The organism is Streptomyces sp. NBC_00523, from assembly GCF_036346615.1.
Taxonomy (GTDB): Bacteria; Actinomycetota; Actinomycetes; order Streptomycetales; family Streptomycetaceae; genus Streptomyces.
Genome location: NZ_CP107836.1, coordinates 3479007 through 3496261, shown reverse-complemented (window position 1 = coordinate 3496261; position 17255 = coordinate 3479007). Strand labels below are relative to the sequence as shown.

Below are 17255 nucleotides of genomic sequence, written 5' to 3'. Positions count from 1 at the left end.
CCGACACTACCCACTTATTCCGCCGTGCTGTAGCCGGGCAGGCGGTGATCTGTGTCGCTCAGGTGTGCCTTGCCGGGCCACGGCAGGGTGTGGGCCGCCTCGCGCAGGGGTACGCGGACGGCCTCGGCGAGCACCGCGAGGTCCAGCCGCAGCCCCTGGTGCTGGGCATAGTGCTGGTCCAGGAGGTCCGCCTCGTCCCAGGGCATCGCCGACCGGTGCCGCACCTGGGCCAGGCCGGTCAGCCCGGGCTTCAGCTCCTGCCGCCAGTGCCGGGCGCCCCCGGTGCCGTTCCGTGCGTCGCCCGGGGCGAGCGGCGCGGGCCCGACGAGGGAGAGCTCACCGCGCACCACGTGGTGCAGGCGCGAGATCACGTCCAGCTTCAGCCACCGGGTGTCCAGGTAGTACAGGACGAAAGGGCTGCCGTGCAGGCCGGTGCGCGGGGAGCGGCGCGTCACGCGGCGGCCCTGTGCGGCCAGTGCCAGGGCGGCGGCCGCAAGTAAAGGGGACGTGAGGAGCAGCAGGGCCGAACCGAGGAACAGATCGAGGGTGCGTTTGGCGCTCGGGCGGGGGAGCCGGGGCGGCCGCCGGAGGCGCGGCCGGGGCGCGCCTCCCCACTGTTTCTGCGTACGCATCGTTCGCACCTGCCTGCACTCGGCGGATCGAATGCCGCTTTTGTGCTGCTCACGGCATTTTGTGACAGAACGATCCCATGCGGCCATGATGGGGGAGGGCTGTGCGGCGCATGAGGCGCCAGGTGTCGCCGATGGCGCGCAGGGGGAGCACCTAAGTTGAGCCGAGCCGACTCAGGTCTGTTGACTCCGAGAGGGGAGTCGTGCATCCTTGAGTCAGATCCACTCAAGTAGTCAGTTGGAGGAATCGAAATGGCACGTGCGGTCGGCATCGACCTGGGCACGACTAACTCCGTCGTCAGCGTTCTCGAAGGCGGCGAGCCCACCGTCATCACCAACGCAGAGGGCGCCAGGACCACGCCGTCCGTCGTCGCCTTCGCGAAGAACGGCGAGGTGCTGGTCGGCGAGGTCGCCAAGCGCCAGGCTGTGACCAACGTCGACAGGACCATCCGCTCCGTCAAGCGCCACATGGGCACTGACTGGAAGATCGACCTGGACGGCAAGAGCTTCAACCCGCAGCAGATGAGCGCCTTCATCCTGCAGAAGCTGAAGCGCGACGCGGAGTCCTACCTGGGCGAGAAGGTCACCGACGCGGTGATCACCGTCCCGGCGTACTTCAACGACTCCGAGCGCCAGGCGACCAAGGAGGCCGGCGAGATCGCGGGTCTGAACGTCCTGCGCATCGTCAACGAGCCGACCGCCGCCGCGCTGGCGTACGGGCTCGACAAGGACGACCAGACGATCCTCGTCTTCGACCTCGGTGGCGGCACCTTCGACGTGTCGCTCCTGGAGATCGGCGACGGCGTGGTCGAGGTCAAGGCCACCAACGGTGACAACCACCTCGGTGGTGACGACTGGGACCAGCGCGTCGTCGACTACCTGGTGAAGCAGTTCGCCAACGGCCACGGCGTGGACCTGTCCAAGGACAAGATGGCTCTCCAGCGTCTCCGCGAGGCCGCGGAGAAGGCGAAGATCGAGCTGTCCTCCTCGACGGAGACCACGATCAACCTGCCGTACATCACGGCGTCGGCCGAGGGCCCGCTGCACCTGGACGAGAAGCTCACGCGCTCGCAGTTCCAGCAGCTCACCGCGGACCTCCTGGACCGCTGCAAGACCCCGTTCCACAACGTCATCAAGGACGCGGGCATCCAGCTCTCCGAGATCGACCACGTCGTTCTCGTCGGTGGCTCCACCCGCATGCCGGCCGTCGCCGAGCTCGTCAAGGAGCTGACCGGCGGCCAGGAGGCCAACAAGGGTGTGAACCCGGACGAGGTCGTCGCCATCGGCGCCTCGCTCCAGGCCGGTGTCCTCAAGGGCGAGGTCAAGGACGTCCTGCTCCTCGACGTCACCCCGCTGTCCCTCGGTATCGAGACCAAGGGCGGCATCATGACCAAGCTCATCGAGCGGAACACCACGATCCCGACCAAGCGGTCCGAGATCTTCACGACGGCCGAGGACAACCAGCCGTCCGTGCAGATCCAGGTCTACCAGGGCGAGCGCGAGATCGCGGCGTACAACAAGAAGCTCGGGATGTTCGAGCTGACCGGTCTGCCGCCGGCCCCGCGCGGTGTCCCGCAGATCGAGGTCTCCTTCGACATCGACGCCAACGGCATCATGCACGTGACGGCCAAGGACCTCGGCACCGGCAAGGAGCAGAAGATGACCGTCACCGGCGGCTCCTCGCTGCCGAAGGACGAGGTCAACCGGATGCGTGAGGAGGCCGAGAAGTACGCGGAGGAGGACCACGCCCGCCGCGAGGCCGCCGAGTCGCGCAACCAGGGCGAGCAGCTCGTCTACCAGACCGAGAAGTTCCTCAAGGACAACGAGGACAAGGTCCCGGCCGACGTGAAGACGGAGGTGGAGACCGCGGTCACCGAGCTGAAGGAGAAGCTCAAGGGCGAGGACTCCGCCGAGATCCGCACGGCCACCGAGAAGGTCGCGGCCGTCTCCCAGAAGCTGGGCCAGGCGATGTACGCCAACGCCCAGGCCGAGGGTGGCCCGCAGGCCGACGCGCAGCCGGGTGCCGAGCAGGCCCAGGGCGACGCCCAGGACGATGTCGTCGACGCCGAGATCGTGGACGACGAGAAGGACTCCAAGGGCGGTGCGGCGTGACCGAGGAGACTCCGGGCTTCGAGGAGAAGCCCGACGTCCCCTCCGGCGCCACCTCTGACGACGCCGAGCCGAAGGCCGCCACCCCCTCCGAGGAGGAGGCGGCGGCCCCGGCCGGGGACGCGAACGAGAACACGGCCCTGACCGCGCAGCTGGACCAGGTCCGCACGGCGCTCAGCGAGCGCACCGGGGACCTCCAGCGGCTTCAGGCCGAGTACCAGAACTACCGCCGCCGTGTGGAGCGGGACCGGGTCACGGTCAAGGAGATCGCCGTCGCGAACCTCCTGTCCGAGCTGCTGCCCGTCCTGGACGACGTCGGCCGGGCCCGGGAGCACGGCGAGCTCGTGGGCGGGTTCAAGTCGGTGGCCGAATCGCTGGAGACGGTCGTCGCGAAGCTGGGCCTCCAGCAGTTCGGCAAGGAGGGCGAGCCCTTCGACCCGACGGTCCACGAGGCCCTGATGCACAGCTACGCGCCGGACGTCACGGAGACGACCTGCGTGGCGATCCTGCAGCCCGGCTACCGGATCGGCGAGCGCACCATCCGCCCCGCGCGGGTCGCGGTCGCCGAACCCCAGCCGGGGGCGGCTCCCGCGGCCGCGAAGGAAGAGAAGGCAGACGACCAGGAGAGCGGTGGCGGCGAGGAGGTCTGACATCCTGTCCGATCACCTGGCAGCACACCGCCTGGCCACCAGGGCCTCCCGTCCGGTCGGTGCCAGGGCCTGCGGGCCCGGCGCCGCCCGGACGGGAGGCTCCCGGCCGGTCGTCCGGAAGGAGGGACGTCGATGAGTACGAAGGACTTCGTCGAGAAGGACTACTACAAGGTTCTCGGCGTCCCCAAGGACGCCACCGACGCCGAGATCAAGAAGGCGTACCGGAAGCTCGCCCGCGAGTTCCACCCGGACGCCAACAAGGGCGACGACAAGGCGGAGGAGCGCTTCAAGGAGATCTCCGAGGCGAATGACGTCCTCGGTGACGCCAAGAGGCGCAAGGAGTACGACGAGGCGCGCGCCCTCTTCGGCAACGGCGGCTTCCGCGCCGGGCCCGGTGGCGCCCAGGGCAACTTCAACTTCGACCTGGGGGACCTCTTCGGAGGCGCCCAGGGAGGCAGCCAGGGCGGCGCCGGCGGTTTCGGCGGCGGCGGCCTCGGCGACGTGTTCGGCGGCCTCTTCAACCGTGGCGGCGGCGCCGGTACGAGGGTGCAGCCGCGGCGCGGCCAGGACATCGAGTCCGAGGTGACGCTCAGCTTCACCGAGGCGGTCGACGGGGCCACGGTCCCGCTCCGGATGTCCAGCCAGGCGCCCTGCAAGGCGTGCTCCGGCACCGGCGACAAGAACGGCACCCCCAGGGTCTGCCCGACCTGTGTCGGCACCGGCCAGGTCTCGCGCGGCAGCGGCGGCGGCTTCTCGCTCACCGACCCGTGCGTGGACTGCAAGGGCCGCGGCCTCATCGCCCAGGACCCCTGCGACGTCTGCAAGGGCAGTGGCCGGGCCAGGTCCTCGAAGACCATGCAGGTACGCATCCCGGCGGGCGTCTCGGACGGGCAGCGCATCCGGCTGCGTGGCAAGGGCGCCCCGGGCGAGCGCGGCGGGCCGGCCGGCGATCTGTACGTCGTGGTCCACGTCGACGCCCACCCGGTCTTCGGCCGCAAGGGCGACAACCTCACCGTCACGGTGCCCGTCACCTTCACGGAGGCGGCGCTCGGCGGCGAGGTGAAGGTCCCGACGCTCGGCGGACCCTCCGTGACCCTCAAGCTACCGGCCGGTACGCCGAATGGGCGTACGATGCGGGCCCGCGGCAAGGGCGCGGTCCGCAAGGACGGCACCCGGGGCGACCTCCTGGTCACCGTCGAGGTGACCGTGCCCACCGACCTCGGCACCGAGGCCAGGGACGCGCTGGAGGCATACCGCAAGGCGACTGCGGGGCATGACCCGAGGGCGGAGCTGTTCCAGGCGGCGAAGGGAGCTTGAGGTGGACGGCCGACGGCGTAATCCTTACGAACTGACCGACGAGTCCCCGGTGTACGTGATCTCGATCGCGGCCCAGCTCTCGGGCCTGCATCCGCAGACACTGCGCCAGTACGACCGCCTCGGCCTGGTCTCGCCCGACCGTACGGCCGGACGCGGCCGGCGCTACTCGGCCCGCGACATCGAGCTGCTGCGTACGGTGCAGCAGCTGTCGCAGGACGAGGGCATCAACCTCGCCGGCATCAAGCGCATCATCGAGCTGGAGAACCAGGTCGCGGCGCTCCAGCAGCGTGTCGCCGAACTCTCGGCGGCCGTGGACGGAGCCGCGGCGGCCATGCAGCAGCGCGAGGCCCAGGTCCACGCGTCGTACCGGCGCGACCTGGTCCCCTACCAGGACGTGCAGCAGACCAGCGCCCTGGTGGTCTGGCGCCCCAAGCGCCCCAAGGACTGACCCCGCGCCCAGAGGCGGCCCGTCATCCCGGATTTCCGGGCGTGGCGGGCCGTTTCGCGTATCCCGGCGGTACGGGACCGGCGGGGCCCTCCGCGAGGCCGGAGCGGATGAGGAGGGCGCCGAGGTGGGTGCGGCTGGTGGCGTTGAGGGTGTGCATGAGTTTGGCGATGTGGGCGCGGCAGGTGCGGACGCTGATGCCGAGTTTTTCGGCGGCGGCCTGGTCGGTGCAGCCGTCGATGAGGAGGCGGGCGATGCTCTGTTGGACTGCGGTGACGGGGGCGCCGGGGAGTGCGGTGGGGAGGTGTTCGGTGAAGGGGGTGGCTCCGGCCCAGAGGGTTTCGTAGATGTCGGTCAGGTAGCGGACGAGGGCGGGGTGGCGGATCTCCAGCGCGGCGTTGCCGTCGGGGTCGGCGGGGAGGTAGGCGACGGCCCGGTCGAAGATGATGAGACGGTCGATGGCCCGCTCCACGGTGCGGACCTCCAGGAGCCCGCTGGGCAGTTGGGCCACGTACGCCCTGAGGTCGGTGCTGTAGCGCGCGGAGTGCTGGTAGATGTGCCGGACCCGGACGCCCCGCGCGGCGGTGGGCAGCGTCCCCGTGAGCGCTATCCGGAGCTTTTCGCGCGGACGGGTGCTGCCGGGCTGGATGGTCAGGATCTCGTCCCGTACCTCGCGGGCCGAGCCGTTGATGGACGCCTGGATGGTCGATCGCCCGTGGAGCGTGGCGAGGGAGATGGGCTCCTGGTCCGACGAGGTGAGGGGGACGAGAAACTTCGCCAGCAGGTCGATCGCGCGTACCTGGTCGAGGACTTGGCGGGCCAGCGGATGCAGCAGGTGCGCCAGCCCGGCGGTGGGCGGTACGGGGCGCAGCCGGCGGCTGTCGTGGGGGTCGGGGACGAGCAGGGCGCCGTCGGCGACGCAGGGGACGTGCGCGGCGGCGGACCGGGCGATGCTGCCCTGGGTGAGCGCCTGCGTGTAGAGGCCGACCGCTGCGTCGCACAGCTCGCCTTCGCCGTGGCGGTGTTCGGTGGACAGGGTCATCGGGTGGGCTCCGCGAGGCGGGACTGGACGAGCAGGGCGCCGAGGTGGGTGCGGCTGGTGGCGCCGAGGGCGTGCATGAGTTTGGCGATGTGGGCGCGGCAGGTGCGGACGCTGATGGCCAGTTTGCGGGCCACGATCTGGTCGGTGTTCCCCTCGACGAGGAGGCGCGCGACGCTCAGCTGGGTGGCGGTGATCGGGGTGTCGTGCGCGGGCGCCTGGAGGGGAGAGGTCAGCGGCTTGGCCTGGGCCCACAGCACCTCGTACACCTGGATCAGGTAGCGCACGAGGGCGGGGTGGCGGATCTCCAGGGCGGTGTCGCGCCGTGCGCTGGCGGGGATGAAGGCGACGGTGCTGTCGAAGACGAAGAGACGTTCGACCGTCTGCTCGATGGTGCGCACCTGGATGTGGCCCGGCGGCACGTCGTCCAGGTACGCCTTGATGGCCGGGCTGTAGCGGGCGGGGTGCTGGTAGATGTGACGCAGCGTCACACCGCGCTCCGACATGTCGAGTGCACGCGCCAGCGCCTTCTTCAGCTGTTCCACGGGCCGGTTGCCGCTGGGCTGCAGGGTCAGGACCTCGTGCTGCGCGCCGTCCGTGGCGTTCTGGATGGCGGCCTCGATCAGCGGGAGGCCTTCGAGGACGGTGATGGCGAGGTTGGGGTCGGTGCTGGCGACGGAGGCCAGGGGTGCCAGGGAGTCGGCCAGGGCCGCGGAGAGCCGGATGCGCTCGTGGATCTCCCGGGTGACGGGCTGGAGCAGATGGGCGAGCGCCGCGGACGGCGGCACCGGCCGGATCCAGCCATCATCCTGAGGATCGGGATGGACGAGAGCCAACTCGATCAGGCACGGGGCGGGTCCGAGAGCGGAGCGGGGCAGCCGGCCGGCTCGGAGCGCTTCGGTGTAGGTCCTGACGCCGGCATCGCACAGTTCTAGATCACCGTGCGACTGGTGCGGTATGCCCTCGTCCTTGCTCATTTGGGACCCCCCACTTTTGGCAGTGCAGCAAGATGACGGTGGTGCCAGCCTAGTTCCCGGGCCAGTGTGGAGATGTCGGGGGAGCCGGGAACTCCCCCGGCTGATCTAGGGCGTGGCCATGCTCTCCCCCATTGCGTGGCACGCCCGTCCGGCCCGGGGGGTGGGGATCTTTGGGGCCGGCCGGTCAGGAATCCTGGTCCAGGATTCCTGACCGGGCGATCAGATAGCCGAGTTGGGCGCGACTGGTGCTGCCGAGAACGGCGGAAAGTTTCGCCACGTGGGCCCGGCAGGTACGCACATTCATGCCGAGACGGCGGGCTATGGCTTCATCGACGTGGCCCTCCACGAGGAGTTGGGCGATGGAGCGCTGAACGCCCGTGATGCCGTCGCGCGCCGGATCGTAGGGCGCGGCCTCGTTCAGCGGGACGGCCCTGCTCCAGAGCTGTTCGAATACCTTCGTCAGGTACGCGACCAGTCCGGGGTGCCGCAGTTCCAGGGCGATGGGTGGATCGTCCCTGGCCGGAATGAACGCCACGGTGTCATCGCAGATGATGAGGCGCTCGATGAGTTCTTCCAGCGTCCGGATCTCCATGCGTGCGCCGGCCATGAGGTCCACGTACGCGTAGGTGCGCTGGCTGTGCCTTACGGTGTGCTGGTAGAGCGTGCGTACGCTGATCCCGGAGTCGATGAGAGGCTTGCTGCGTGCCAGGGCCTCGCTCAGAACCTCCTCGCTGCGCTTGCCGCCGGGCTGGACGGTCAGCACTTCCGTCCGGCTCTCGGAGATGGCCAGATCCAGAGCCCCGTTGATCCGGTCGATGCCTTCCAGCACCGTGATCGCGTGGGTGGCCGCAGGCCGCTGGGCGCTGATCGCCATGAACGGTTCGAACGCGTCGGTCAGCTCCACCGACGTTCGCCTGCGGTCCTGGATCTCGCGTTCCAGGGGGTGGAGCCGCTGGGCGAGGGCGGCGGACGGCGCCACCGGCCGGAGCCAGGAATCATCGTCGGGGTCGGGCAGCAAAAGGCCGAATTCGAGCAGGCAAGGAGCCGGTTCCACCTCGGTTCGGGCGATGCGCCCGACGCCCAGCGCGGCCGAGTACAGCCGGACTCCATCGGTGCATAGATTCGCGACCGAGTGAGTATGTGCCGGTTTGGCGTCGATTGCGGGCAAAGCTCCACCCCCCAGGGTCCTGAACATTCAGGAACATGATGCATCGGTTCTGTGGCTTTGACGTGTCCGAATGAGCCATCGTCTTCAAGTGGAGCGGGGGAGACGATTCCATCAGGTGAGGACGAAGCCGGCTATGTACAAGAGATTGCTTCGCTCAGTGCTTGGCACTGTCGTTGCGGCTGCTGCGCTACTGCTCATGGCGCAGGTCTCTCCGTCAGACCTCGTGTGGGGCCGCGACTCTGCAGCCGTCGGTAATGTGCCGCAGGCTGATGTGGGGTGGGGTTACTCGATTCCGCAGGACAAAGCATGACCACCCCTCCGGACGACCGGACCTTCCGGCGTGAGATGGCGACCGCCTACCGGTCAGGGTGGCATTTCATCGATCTCGTCACGGCACTGCCCCACCGTGGCGACTCGTTGATGGTCACTCTGTTCGGCGACCCGGTCGTCGTCGCCCGCGAGGACGACGGTGAAGTCCGCGCCTACCGGTGCCTCCGCAAGCCGCGGGGCGCGCCGCAGCCGGTGCGGTGTGCCATCCGGTACGACATGATCTTCGTGAATCTCGCACAGCGTGACCATCAGCTGTTCGAACCAGAAACCATTGCCGCCACCCCCCACAGTGCCTGAGCGATCCCCCGTCGTTCCACGTCGCTCAGTCACTTCCCCCACACAACGGCGCCACCGTGACCTGAACACGGTGGCGCCGTTGTGCTTTCCCCGGGGGCGGCCCGCTCAGCCGCGGCCGAGCGCCCGGTCCAGGGTGATCTCGATGACGACCCGGTCCGGGTTGGGCGAGGGCACCCGGTCGTAGCGCTCCGTGTGGCGGCGTACGGCCTCCGCGACCCGCTCCGGGTCCGTGCTGATCCGGGCGACGCCCTCCAGGGTCGCCCAGCGGCGCCGGTGCACCTGGCACGCCGCGACCCGGGCGCCGTCCGGGCCCGCGGCCAGGATGTTGGCCACCTTGCGGCTGTGCTTGTTGGTGATGACCCGGGCGAGGCCGGCCTCGGGGTCGTACGTCACGCACACCGGGACCACGTGCGGCGTGCCGTCGGGGCGGGGCGTGGTGAGCGTGCACACGTGGCTCTCGCGCCAGAACGCGAGGTACTCGGGGCTCGGCTGGTGTACGTCGACTGCCATGGGCCCCAGCGTATGCGGGCGGGAACGGCCTGCGGTGGCGGGTGCCCGCGACGGCCGGTTCACTCGGAGGTGAGGCGTGGCCGCATTTCGCCTTGAGTGGAATGCGCTCAACTTTCGGCGCGCACAACCTTGAGTGGAATAGACTCAACTTTGTACACGTTGACCGTGTCAGTAGTGGGGAACGGACCAGTCGTCGCAAGGAGGAGACAGCGCACGTGGACGCCGAGCTGACCAACAGGAGCAGGGACGCCATCAACGCGGCCACCAGCAGGGCCGTGAAGGACGGGCATCCCGATCTGACCCCGGGGCATCTGCTGCTCGCGCTGCTCTCGGGCGAGGACAACGAGAATCTGGTCGATCTGCTGGCCGCCGTCGAGGCCGACCAGATCGCCGTACGCACCGAGACGGAACGGCTCCTGGCCGCGCAGCCCAGCGTGACCGGGTCGACCGTCGCACCGCCCCAGCCCAACCGTGAGCTGCTCGCCGTCATCGCGGACGCCGCGCAGCGCGCCCAGGAGCTGGGCGACGACTTCGTCTCCACCGAGCACCTGCTGATCGGGATCGCCGCGAAGGGCGGCCGTGCCGGTGAGATCCTCGACGGGCAGGGGGCCAGCGCGAAGAAGCTGCTGGACGCGTTCGAGAAGAGCAGGGGAGGGCGCCGGGTGACCACTCCCGACCCGGAGGGCCAGTACAAGGCCCTGGAGAAATTCGGCACGGACTTCACCGCCGCCGCGCGCGAGGGCAAGCTCGACCCGGTCATCGGCCGGGACCAGGAGATCCGCCGCGTCGTCCAGGTGCTCTCGCGGCGCACCAAGAACAACCCGGTGCTCATCGGTGAGCCGGGCGTCGGCAAGACCGCCGTGGTCGAAGGGCTCGCCCAGCGCATCGTGAAGGGCGACGTTCCCGAATCCCTCAAGGACAAACGGCTCGTCTCGCTCGACCTGGGCGCCATGGTCGCGGGCGCGAAGTACCGCGGCGAGTTCGAGGAGCGCCTGAAGACCGTCCTCTCCGAGATCAAGGAGAGCGACGGCCAGATCATCACGTTCATCGACGAGCTGCACACCGTCGTGGGCGCGGGCGCCGGCGGCGACTCCGCGATGGACGCGGGCAACATGCTCAAGCCGATGCTGGCCCGCGGCGAGCTGCGGATGGTCGGCGCGACCACGCTGGACGAGTACCGCGAGCGGATCGAGAAGGACCCCGCCCTGGAGCGCCGCTTCCAGCAGGTGCTGGTCGCCGAGCCGTCCGTCGAGGACACCATCGCGATCCTCCGCGGCCTCAAGGGGCGTTACGAGGCCCACCACAAGGTCCAGATCGCCGACGCGTCCCTGGTCGCCGCCGCCACCCTGTCCGACCGCTACATCACCTCCCGCTTCCTGCCCGACAAGGCCATCGACCTCGTGGACGAGGCGGCCTCCCGGCTGCGCATGGAGATCGACTCCTCGCCCGTCGAGATCGATGAGCTCCAGCGCTCCGTCGACCGGCTGCACATGGAGGAGCTGGCCCTCAGGAACGAGACCGACGCCGCCTCCAAACAGCGCTTGGAGAAGCTGCGCCGCGACCTCGCCGACAAGGAGGAGGAGCTGCGCGGCCTCAACGCCCGCTGGGAGAAGGAGAAGCAGGGCCTCAACCGGGTCGGTGAGCTGAAGGAACGCCTGGACGACCTGCGCGGCCAGGCCGAACGCGCCCAGCGCGACGGCGACTTCGACACCGCGTCGAAGCTGCTGTACGGGGAGATCCCCGGCCTGGAACGCGAGCTGGCCGAGGCCGACGAGGCCGAGCAGGAGGCCGCCCGCGAGCCCAAGGAGACCCTGGTCAAGGAGGAGGTCGGGCCGGACGACATCGCCGATGTCGTGGGCGCCTGGACCGGCATCCCGGCCGGCCGCCTCCTGGAGGGCGAGACGCAGAAGCTGCTGCGCATGGAGTCGGAGCTGGGCAAGCGCCTGATCGGGCAGACCGAGGCCGTGCAGGCCGTCTCGGACGCGGTACGCCGCACCCGCGCCGGCATCGCCGACCCCGACCGCCCCACCGGCTCGTTCCTGTTCCTCGGCCCGACCGGGGTCGGCAAGACCGAGCTGGCGAAGGCCCTCGCGGACTTCCTCTTCGACGACGAGCGGGCCATGGTCCGCATCGACATGAGCGAGTACAGCGAGAAGCACAGCGTCGCCCGGCTGGTCGGCGCCCCGCCCGGTTACGTCGGTTACGAGGAGGGCGGCCAGCTCACGGAGGCGGTCCGCCGCCGCCCGTACACCGTTGTCCTGCTGGACGAGGTCGAGAAGGCCCACCCCGAGGTCTTCGACATCCTGCTCCAGGTCCTGGACGACGGCCGGCTCACCGACGGACAGGGCCGGACGGTGGACTTCCGGAACACCATCCTGATCCTGACGTCCAACCTCGGCAGCCAGTACCTGACCGATCCGCTGACCAAACCGGAAGAGAAGAAGCGCCAGGTTCTGGAGGTCGTCCGGGCGTCCTTCAAGCCGGAGTTCCTGAACCGGCTGGACGACCTGGTGGTCTTCTCCGCCCTGTCCGGCGACGAGCTGGCGCACATCGCGGGCCTCCAGATCGACCGGCTCGCCAAGCGCCTGGCCGACCGGCGGCTCACCCTGGAGGTCACCCCGGAGGCCTTGGCCTGGCTGGCCGAGGAGGGCAACGACCCGGCGTACGGCGCCCGGCCGCTGCGCCGCCTCATCCAGACGGCGATCGGCGACCGCCTCGCGAAGGAGATCCTGGCGGGCGAGATCAGGGACGGCGACACGGTCCGCGTGGACCGCTTCGAGGACGGCCTGATCGTCGGAGCGGCGAGCTGAGCGCGGCCGCCGACGCGATAAGCGGAATCCGTACGGCGTCATCGGAACGCCCCGGCCCCGTTCCCCACCGGCTGAATATCAGCTTGTGGCGGATCGGGGCCTTCCGGGCTTGCCATGCCCCGCCCGGCATAAGAGAGGATGGCAGCCAACCGCACGAAGGGAAATAACGGTGAGCATCGATCCGTCCTCGATTCCTAACTTCGGGGCTCAGCCCGAACCGCAGGCGGCAGGACCGGAGGGCCCCGTCGTCCCTGACCAGGACCTCGTCAAGCAGCTGCTGGACCAGATGGAGCTGAAGTACGTCGTCGACGACGAGGGCGACCTCGCCGCGCCGTGGGAGGAATTCCGCACGTACTTCATGTTCCGCGGCGAGGGCGAGCAGCAGGTCTTCTCGGTCCGTACGTTCTACGACCGCCCGCACGCCACGGACCAGCGCCCGGTCCTCCTCGACGCGATCGACGACTGGAACCGCCGCACCCTGTGGCCCAAGGTCTACACGCACACCCACGAGCCCGAGGAGGGCGAGGAGGGCGGCCCCTCGGTCCGCCTGATCGGTGAGGCGCAGATGCTCATCGGCACCGGCGTCTCCCTGGAGCACTTCGTCTCCTCGACGGTCAGCTGGGTGCGCGCCTCCATCGAGTTCGACAAGTGGCTGCTGGAGCGCCTGGGCCTGGCCCCGGCCGAGCAGAAGGCCGAGGACGGCACGGAGGCTCCGGACGCCTGAGTCCGCTCCGCACGCATGAAGAGGCCCGGCCGGGGGAACCCGCGCCGGGCCTCTTCATGCGTCAGAGCTGCTTCAGCCGGGAAACGGCCTCCTGGAGCACGTCCGTACGTTTGCAGAACGTGAAGCGGACGAAGGGGGCTCCCTGGTCGCGGTGGTCGTAGAAGACGGCGTTGGGAACGGCCACCACGCCGCAGCGTTCCGGCAGGGCCCGGCAGAACGCGATGCCGTCGCCGGTCGCGTCGAGCGGGCGGATGTCGGTGGTGACGAAGTACGTGCCGGCCGGGCGGTAGACCGCGAAACCGGCCTCGGCGAGGCCCGCGCAGAGCAGGTCCCGCTTGGCGTACAGGTCCGCGCGCAGCTCCTCGTAGAAGCTGTCGGGCAGCCGCAGCGCCTCGGCGACGGCGTACTGGAGGGGGCCGCCGGAGACGTACGTCAGGTACTGCTTCGCCGAGCGCACCGCCGTCACCAGCTCGGCGCTGCCGGTGACCCAGCCGATCTTCCAGCCGGTGTACGAGAACGTCTTGCCGGCAGAGGAGATGGTGACCGTGCGCTCGCGCATGCCGGGGAAGCCCGCCAGCGGCAGGTGCTCGCCCTCGAACACCAGGTGCTCGTAGACCTCGTCGGTGACCACGAGCAGATCGTGCTCGCAGGCCAGTTCCGCGATGGCGCCCAGTTCCTCGCGGCTCAGCACCGTGCCGGTCGGGTTGTGCGGGGTGTTGATCAGCAGCAGCCGGGTACGGCGTGTGACCGCCGCGCGCAGTTCGTCGAGGTCCAGCCGATAGGTGCCGGCGGAGGTGTCGGGGCGCAGCGTGACGGGAACGCGCGTCGCGCCCGCCATCGCGATGCAGGCGGCGTACGAGTCGTAGTACGGCTCCAGCGCGATGACCTCGTCGCCGGGCTCCAGGAGCGCCAGGAGCGAGGCGGCGATGGCCTCGGTGGCGCCCGCGGTGACCAGCACCTCCGTGTCGGGGTCGTACGCCAGGCCGTAGCGCCGCTGCTGGTGGCCGGTGATCGCGGTGCGCAGCTCGGGGACGCCGGGGCCGGGCGGGTACTGGTTTCCCTGCCCGGCGCGCAGGGCACGCACCGCGGCCTCGCGGATCTCCTCGGGGCCGTCGGTGTCGGGGAAGCCCTGGCCGAGATTGATGGCTCCGGTGCGGATGGCCAGCGCGGACATCTCCGCGAAGATCGTCGTGCCGAACTCGGCGAGGCGGCGGTTGAGCAGCGGTCGTCCGTGTGTCATGGCCGCCATCCTGCGCGCAAGCTCTGGACTTGCTCAAGTCTGCTTTGGGCCTGCGGCGGCAGGGGCATCTCCCCTGCACGCCGGAAGGGCGCGGAGCGGGGGGCCTCGCTTCGGGGGAAGGAAGGACGTGAGGTCATGGTCGGTGTGCTGGTCGGCGTGATTCTGGTCGTGCTGGTCCTGGTCCTCGCCGCGAAGGCAGCGCGGCCCGGCGGACGGGGGCGTGCGCCGGCGCGCAGCAGGCGGCGCGGTACGGCGGGCGGCTCGGCCGCCGGGGGCAGCTGGTGGGCCGGGGACAGCGGCGGCGGACACTCCGGCGGGCATTCCGGTGGGCACTCGTGCGGCGGTGGGCACTCGGGCGGCCACTCCTGCGGCGGCGGGTCCTCGTGCGGCGGGGGTTCCTCCTGCGGCGGGGGAGGCGGATGCGGCGGAGGCAGCTGACACGGGGCAGTTGGTCCGCGAAGGTATGTCAGCGGACACGCTTCGGGGCCCGGCGGGAGGCGCGACGCACGCGCCAAGTCCCGCCGGGCTCCTTTTTGTTGGGGTCTCTCATGGGTCTGCGGTGAACAGGTGAGCGGAAGGCCCCCCGAGGGGGATGGAAACCCCGGCAAGTTGGGCAAAAACGCTGTGAGTGCGGCGTAGTTCGTGATTCCCTCGTTGGAGAGAACATTCAGCCCTCGGACCCCAGTTGGACCTGATCGGGCGCTTCCCACCTCCCACGCGCACGACGCGGGGGCGTCCCCTGTCCATGTGTCCATGCGTGTTTGCGGAGCCGACCCATGCTCACGACCCTTCATACGGCCTATTCCGATACCCGTGCCGCCGATCTGGCCTGGGCGCTGGGGCGCGAGCCGCTCCCCGCGCTGGCCGTCCTCGACCTCGAACTCGCCGGCGCCACCCTGCAGCTGCGGTTGCTCGGCGCCTCCCACCAGGTGCTTCTGGAGGAGGAGCAGGGCAGCTGCTCCGAGACCGTCGCCTGCATGCCCGGCAGCAGCACCCCGCTGCCGCTGGGCGTCGCCAAGCGGATCGGTGGCTGGGAGTACGAGTTCGCGGCCCGCGTCGAGACGCTGAGCGCGGGCTCCTTCGCCGGACGCGCGCAGGAGCTGCTGGCCCTCGTCTCCGATCACCCGCACGGTCTGGCCGGAACGTTTCCGGGCAGCCCGCACGCCTTCACGGCCATGCTCGCCCAGCGGACCGAGGGGCAGGTGCGGTGGCGCACCTGGCACGCGTACCCGCAGGAGGGCCAGCTCGTCGTGACGCGGACCCGGGTGGGCGTGCGGGTACCCGCGGTGGCGCTGTGACGCACACCCGCCGCGCCTCGGATGCGCCAGTTACACCCTTGTGGGTGACAAGCGGCAAGCGATCGGTGACGTAGCGTTCGCGGCATGATCGACCAGCAGGTGTCGCTGCGAGGGGGCGCGGCGCGGCTTCCCGTCCGACCGAGGACCGGTCGGTATCTCGTGCTGGCGGCCGTCTTCGTCTGTGCCGCCTGCGGTCTGGTGTACGAGCTCGAACTGGTGGCGCTCGCGTCCTACTTGATCGGCGACTCGGTCACCCAGGCGTCCGTCGTGCTCTCCGTGATGGTGTTCGCGATGGGGATCGGCTCGCTGCTCGCGAAACGTTTACGCAACCGGGCCGCGGTGGGCTTCGGGCTGATCGAGGCGGCCCTCGCCCTGGTGGGCGGCTTCTCGGCGCTGGTGCTCTACGCGTCGTTCGCCTGGTTCGGCGAATCGCGGTACGCGCTGGTCGGCTTCTCGCTGACGATCGGCATCCTGATCGGCGCGGAGATCCCCCTGCTGATGACGCTGATCCAGCGGGTGGACCGGCAGGACGCGGGCGGGGCCGTCGCCGATCTGTTCGCGGCGGACTACGTGGGCGCGCTCGTCGGCGGCCTCGCCTTCCCGTTCCTGCTGCTGCCGATGCTCGGCCAGCTCACCGGCGCGCTGCTGACCGGCGCGGTGAACGCGGCGGCGGGCGGGGCGCTGGTGCTGTGGGTGTTCCGGCGGGACGTGACCCGCCGGGCGCGGTGGCTGCTGATCGCCGCCAACGTCACGGTGATCGCGGTGCTGGCCACGGCCGCACTGCTGGCCGACGACTTCGAGCGGGCGGCGCGGCGCGCGGTGTACGGGGACCAGGTGCGGGTCGCCGTGCAGACCGATGTGCAGGAGGTCGTGCTGACCGGGGCCGGCCGCAGCTCCCTGGACCTCTATCTGGACGGGCGGCTGCGGGTCAGCTCCCGCGACGAGTACCGCTACCACGAGGCGCTGGTGCACCCCGCGATGAACGGGACGCGCGCCCGGGTGCTGATCCTGGGCGGCGGGGACGGGCTGGCGGCGCGGGAGGTGCTGCGCTACCCGGACGTGCGGAGCCTGACCCTGGTCGAGCTGGACCCGGCCGTCACCCGACTGGCCCGTACGGACCACGCGCTCTCCGCGCTGAACGCGCACGCGCTGGACGATCCCCGCGTGACGACGGTGACCGGCGACGCGTTCACCTGGCTGCGGACCGCCCGCGGCCGCTACGACGTGGTGATCTCCGACCTCCCCGACCCAGGGATCTCCGCCAGTACGAAGCTCTACTCGGCGGAGTTCTACGGCCTGGTCGCCGAGGCCCTCGCCCCGGACGGACGGCTCGCGGTGCACGCGGGGCCGGCCGTCGTCCGGCCGCGCACCTTCTGGACGGTCGAGGCCTCCATGCGGGCCGCCGGGCTGTGTCCGCGCCCCTATCGGATCAGCGGGCGCCAGTCGGGCTTCGCGGCCGGCCCCGACCGGGCCGAGGGCGGCACGGACGGAACCGGCGGCTGGGGGTTTCTGCTGGCCGGGAGGGCGGCGACGCCCACGCTCGGCCTGGCCCCGGACGCGCCCGCGCTGCGCTCGCTGAGCGTGCCGGGGCTGCTGGACGCGGGGCGCAGGGCGGAGGCCGGGCGGCTGTCCGGCCTCGCGCCCTCGACGCTGGTGCACCCGCGCTACTGGGAGGAGCGGTGAGGGGGGCGTGCGGGCTGTCGCGGGTGAAC

General features: G+C 70.4%; 15 protein-coding genes. 9 read left to right on the top strand and 6 right to left on the bottom strand.

What is annotated here, in order from left to right; all coding sequences use genetic code 11:
• Window positions 1-14: 14 nt before the first annotated feature.
• Window positions 15-632 carry a sugar transferase gene (locus OHS17_RS15760; protein ID WP_330312686.1) on the bottom strand — a complete coding sequence of 206 codons (618 nt, stop codon included), beginning with the start codon at window positions 630-632 and terminating at the stop codon, window positions 15-17.
• Between the two features lie 249 nt (window positions 633-881).
• Between OHS17_RS15760 and dnaK the strand changes: the two genes are divergently transcribed.
• The 4 genes from dnaK (at window position 882) to OHS17_RS15740 (ending at window position 5153) form a co-directional block, all read left to right on the top strand.
• Window positions 882-2741: a molecular chaperone DnaK gene (gene dnaK / locus OHS17_RS15755; protein WP_018102075.1), complete on the top strand. Its 1860-nt coding sequence runs from the start codon at window positions 882-884 to the stop codon at window positions 2739-2741.
• The gene (gene grpE, locus OHS17_RS15750; protein ID WP_330312685.1) at window positions 2738-3388 is read left to right on the top strand and encodes a nucleotide exchange factor GrpE; all 651 of its coding nucleotides are present in this window, start codon (window positions 2738-2740) and stop codon (window positions 3386-3388) included. The genes dnaK and grpE overlap by 4 nt, the downstream gene beginning before the upstream one ends.
• A 132-nt stretch (window positions 3389-3520) precedes the next feature.
• Complete coding sequence (gene dnaJ / locus OHS17_RS15745; RefSeq protein ID WP_018102077.1) at window positions 3521-4705, top strand: molecular chaperone DnaJ; 1185 nt, start codon at window positions 3521-3523, stop codon at window positions 4703-4705.
• 1 nt (window position 4706) lies between these two features.
• Window positions 4707-5153 (top strand): heat shock protein transcriptional repressor HspR, encoded by a 447-nt coding sequence (locus tag OHS17_RS15740; protein WP_018522258.1) that lies wholly within the window; start codon window positions 4707-4709, stop codon window positions 5151-5153.
• 22 nt (window positions 5154-5175) lie between these two features.
• Here OHS17_RS15740 and OHS17_RS15735 read toward each other — a convergent pair whose 3' ends face one another.
• The 3 genes from OHS17_RS15735 to OHS17_RS15725 all read right to left on the bottom strand — a co-directional run bounded on the left by OHS17_RS15735 (window position 5176) and on the right by OHS17_RS15725 (window position 8361).
• Entirely contained in the window at window positions 5176-6192 is a 1017-nt protein-coding gene (locus tag OHS17_RS15735) for a helix-turn-helix transcriptional regulator (RefSeq protein WP_330312684.1), read from the bottom strand.
• Complete coding sequence (locus OHS17_RS15730; RefSeq protein ID WP_330312683.1) at window positions 6189-7166, bottom strand: LuxR C-terminal-related transcriptional regulator; 978 nt, start codon at window positions 7164-7166, stop codon at window positions 6189-6191. Before OHS17_RS15730 ends, OHS17_RS15735 begins: the two co-directional genes overlap by 4 nt.
• A gap of 184 nt (window positions 7167-7350) precedes the next feature.
• Window positions 7351-8361: a helix-turn-helix transcriptional regulator gene (locus OHS17_RS15725; RefSeq protein WP_330312682.1), complete on the bottom strand. Its 1011-nt coding sequence runs from the start codon at window positions 8359-8361 to the stop codon at window positions 7351-7353.
• Between the two features lie 279 nt (window positions 8362-8640).
• Here OHS17_RS15725 and OHS17_RS15720 point away from each other — a divergent pair, with 279 nt between their 5' ends.
• Complete coding sequence (locus OHS17_RS15720) at window positions 8641-8961, top strand: hypothetical protein (protein WP_018102083.1); 321 nt, start codon at window positions 8641-8643, stop codon at window positions 8959-8961.
• 105 nt (window positions 8962-9066) lie between these two features.
• Here the strand turns inward: OHS17_RS15720 and OHS17_RS15715 are convergent, their stop codons facing one another.
• The gene (locus OHS17_RS15715) at window positions 9067-9471 is read right to left on the bottom strand and encodes a pyridoxamine 5'-phosphate oxidase family protein (RefSeq protein WP_018102084.1); all 405 of its coding nucleotides are present in this window, start codon (window positions 9469-9471) and stop codon (window positions 9067-9069) included.
• Between the two features lie 215 nt (window positions 9472-9686).
• Between OHS17_RS15715 and clpB the strand changes: the two genes are divergently transcribed.
• Window positions 9687-12281, top strand: coding sequence for an ATP-dependent chaperone ClpB (clpB, locus tag OHS17_RS15710; RefSeq protein WP_018102085.1), 2595 nt, complete (start codon window positions 9687-9689; stop codon window positions 12279-12281).
• 169 nt (window positions 12282-12450) lie between these two features.
• The gene (locus tag OHS17_RS15705; RefSeq protein WP_018102086.1) at window positions 12451-13005 is read left to right on the top strand and encodes a YbjN domain-containing protein; all 555 of its coding nucleotides are present in this window, start codon (window positions 12451-12453) and stop codon (window positions 13003-13005) included.
• 61 nt (window positions 13006-13066) lie between these two features.
• On the opposite strand, the gene OHS17_RS15700 is transcribed toward OHS17_RS15705, so the two are convergent.
• Window positions 13067-14245 (bottom strand): pyridoxal phosphate-dependent aminotransferase, encoded by a 1179-nt coding sequence (locus tag OHS17_RS15700; RefSeq protein WP_330312681.1) that lies wholly within the window; start codon window positions 14243-14245, stop codon window positions 13067-13069.
• 776 nt (window positions 14246-15021) lie between these two features.
• Here OHS17_RS15700 and OHS17_RS15695 point away from each other — a divergent pair.
• Both OHS17_RS15695 and OHS17_RS15690 read left to right on the top strand, forming a co-directional pair.
• A complete protein-coding gene (locus tag OHS17_RS15695; RefSeq protein ID WP_018102088.1) occupies window positions 15022-15543 on the top strand; it encodes a DUF2617 family protein in 522 nt (173 codons plus the stop codon).
• Window positions 15544-15627: 84 nt separating this feature from the next.
• Window positions 15628-17226 (top strand): polyamine aminopropyltransferase, encoded by a 1599-nt coding sequence (locus OHS17_RS15690; protein ID WP_330312680.1) that lies wholly within the window; start codon window positions 15628-15630, stop codon window positions 17224-17226.
• Window positions 17227-17255: the final 29 nt, after the last annotated feature.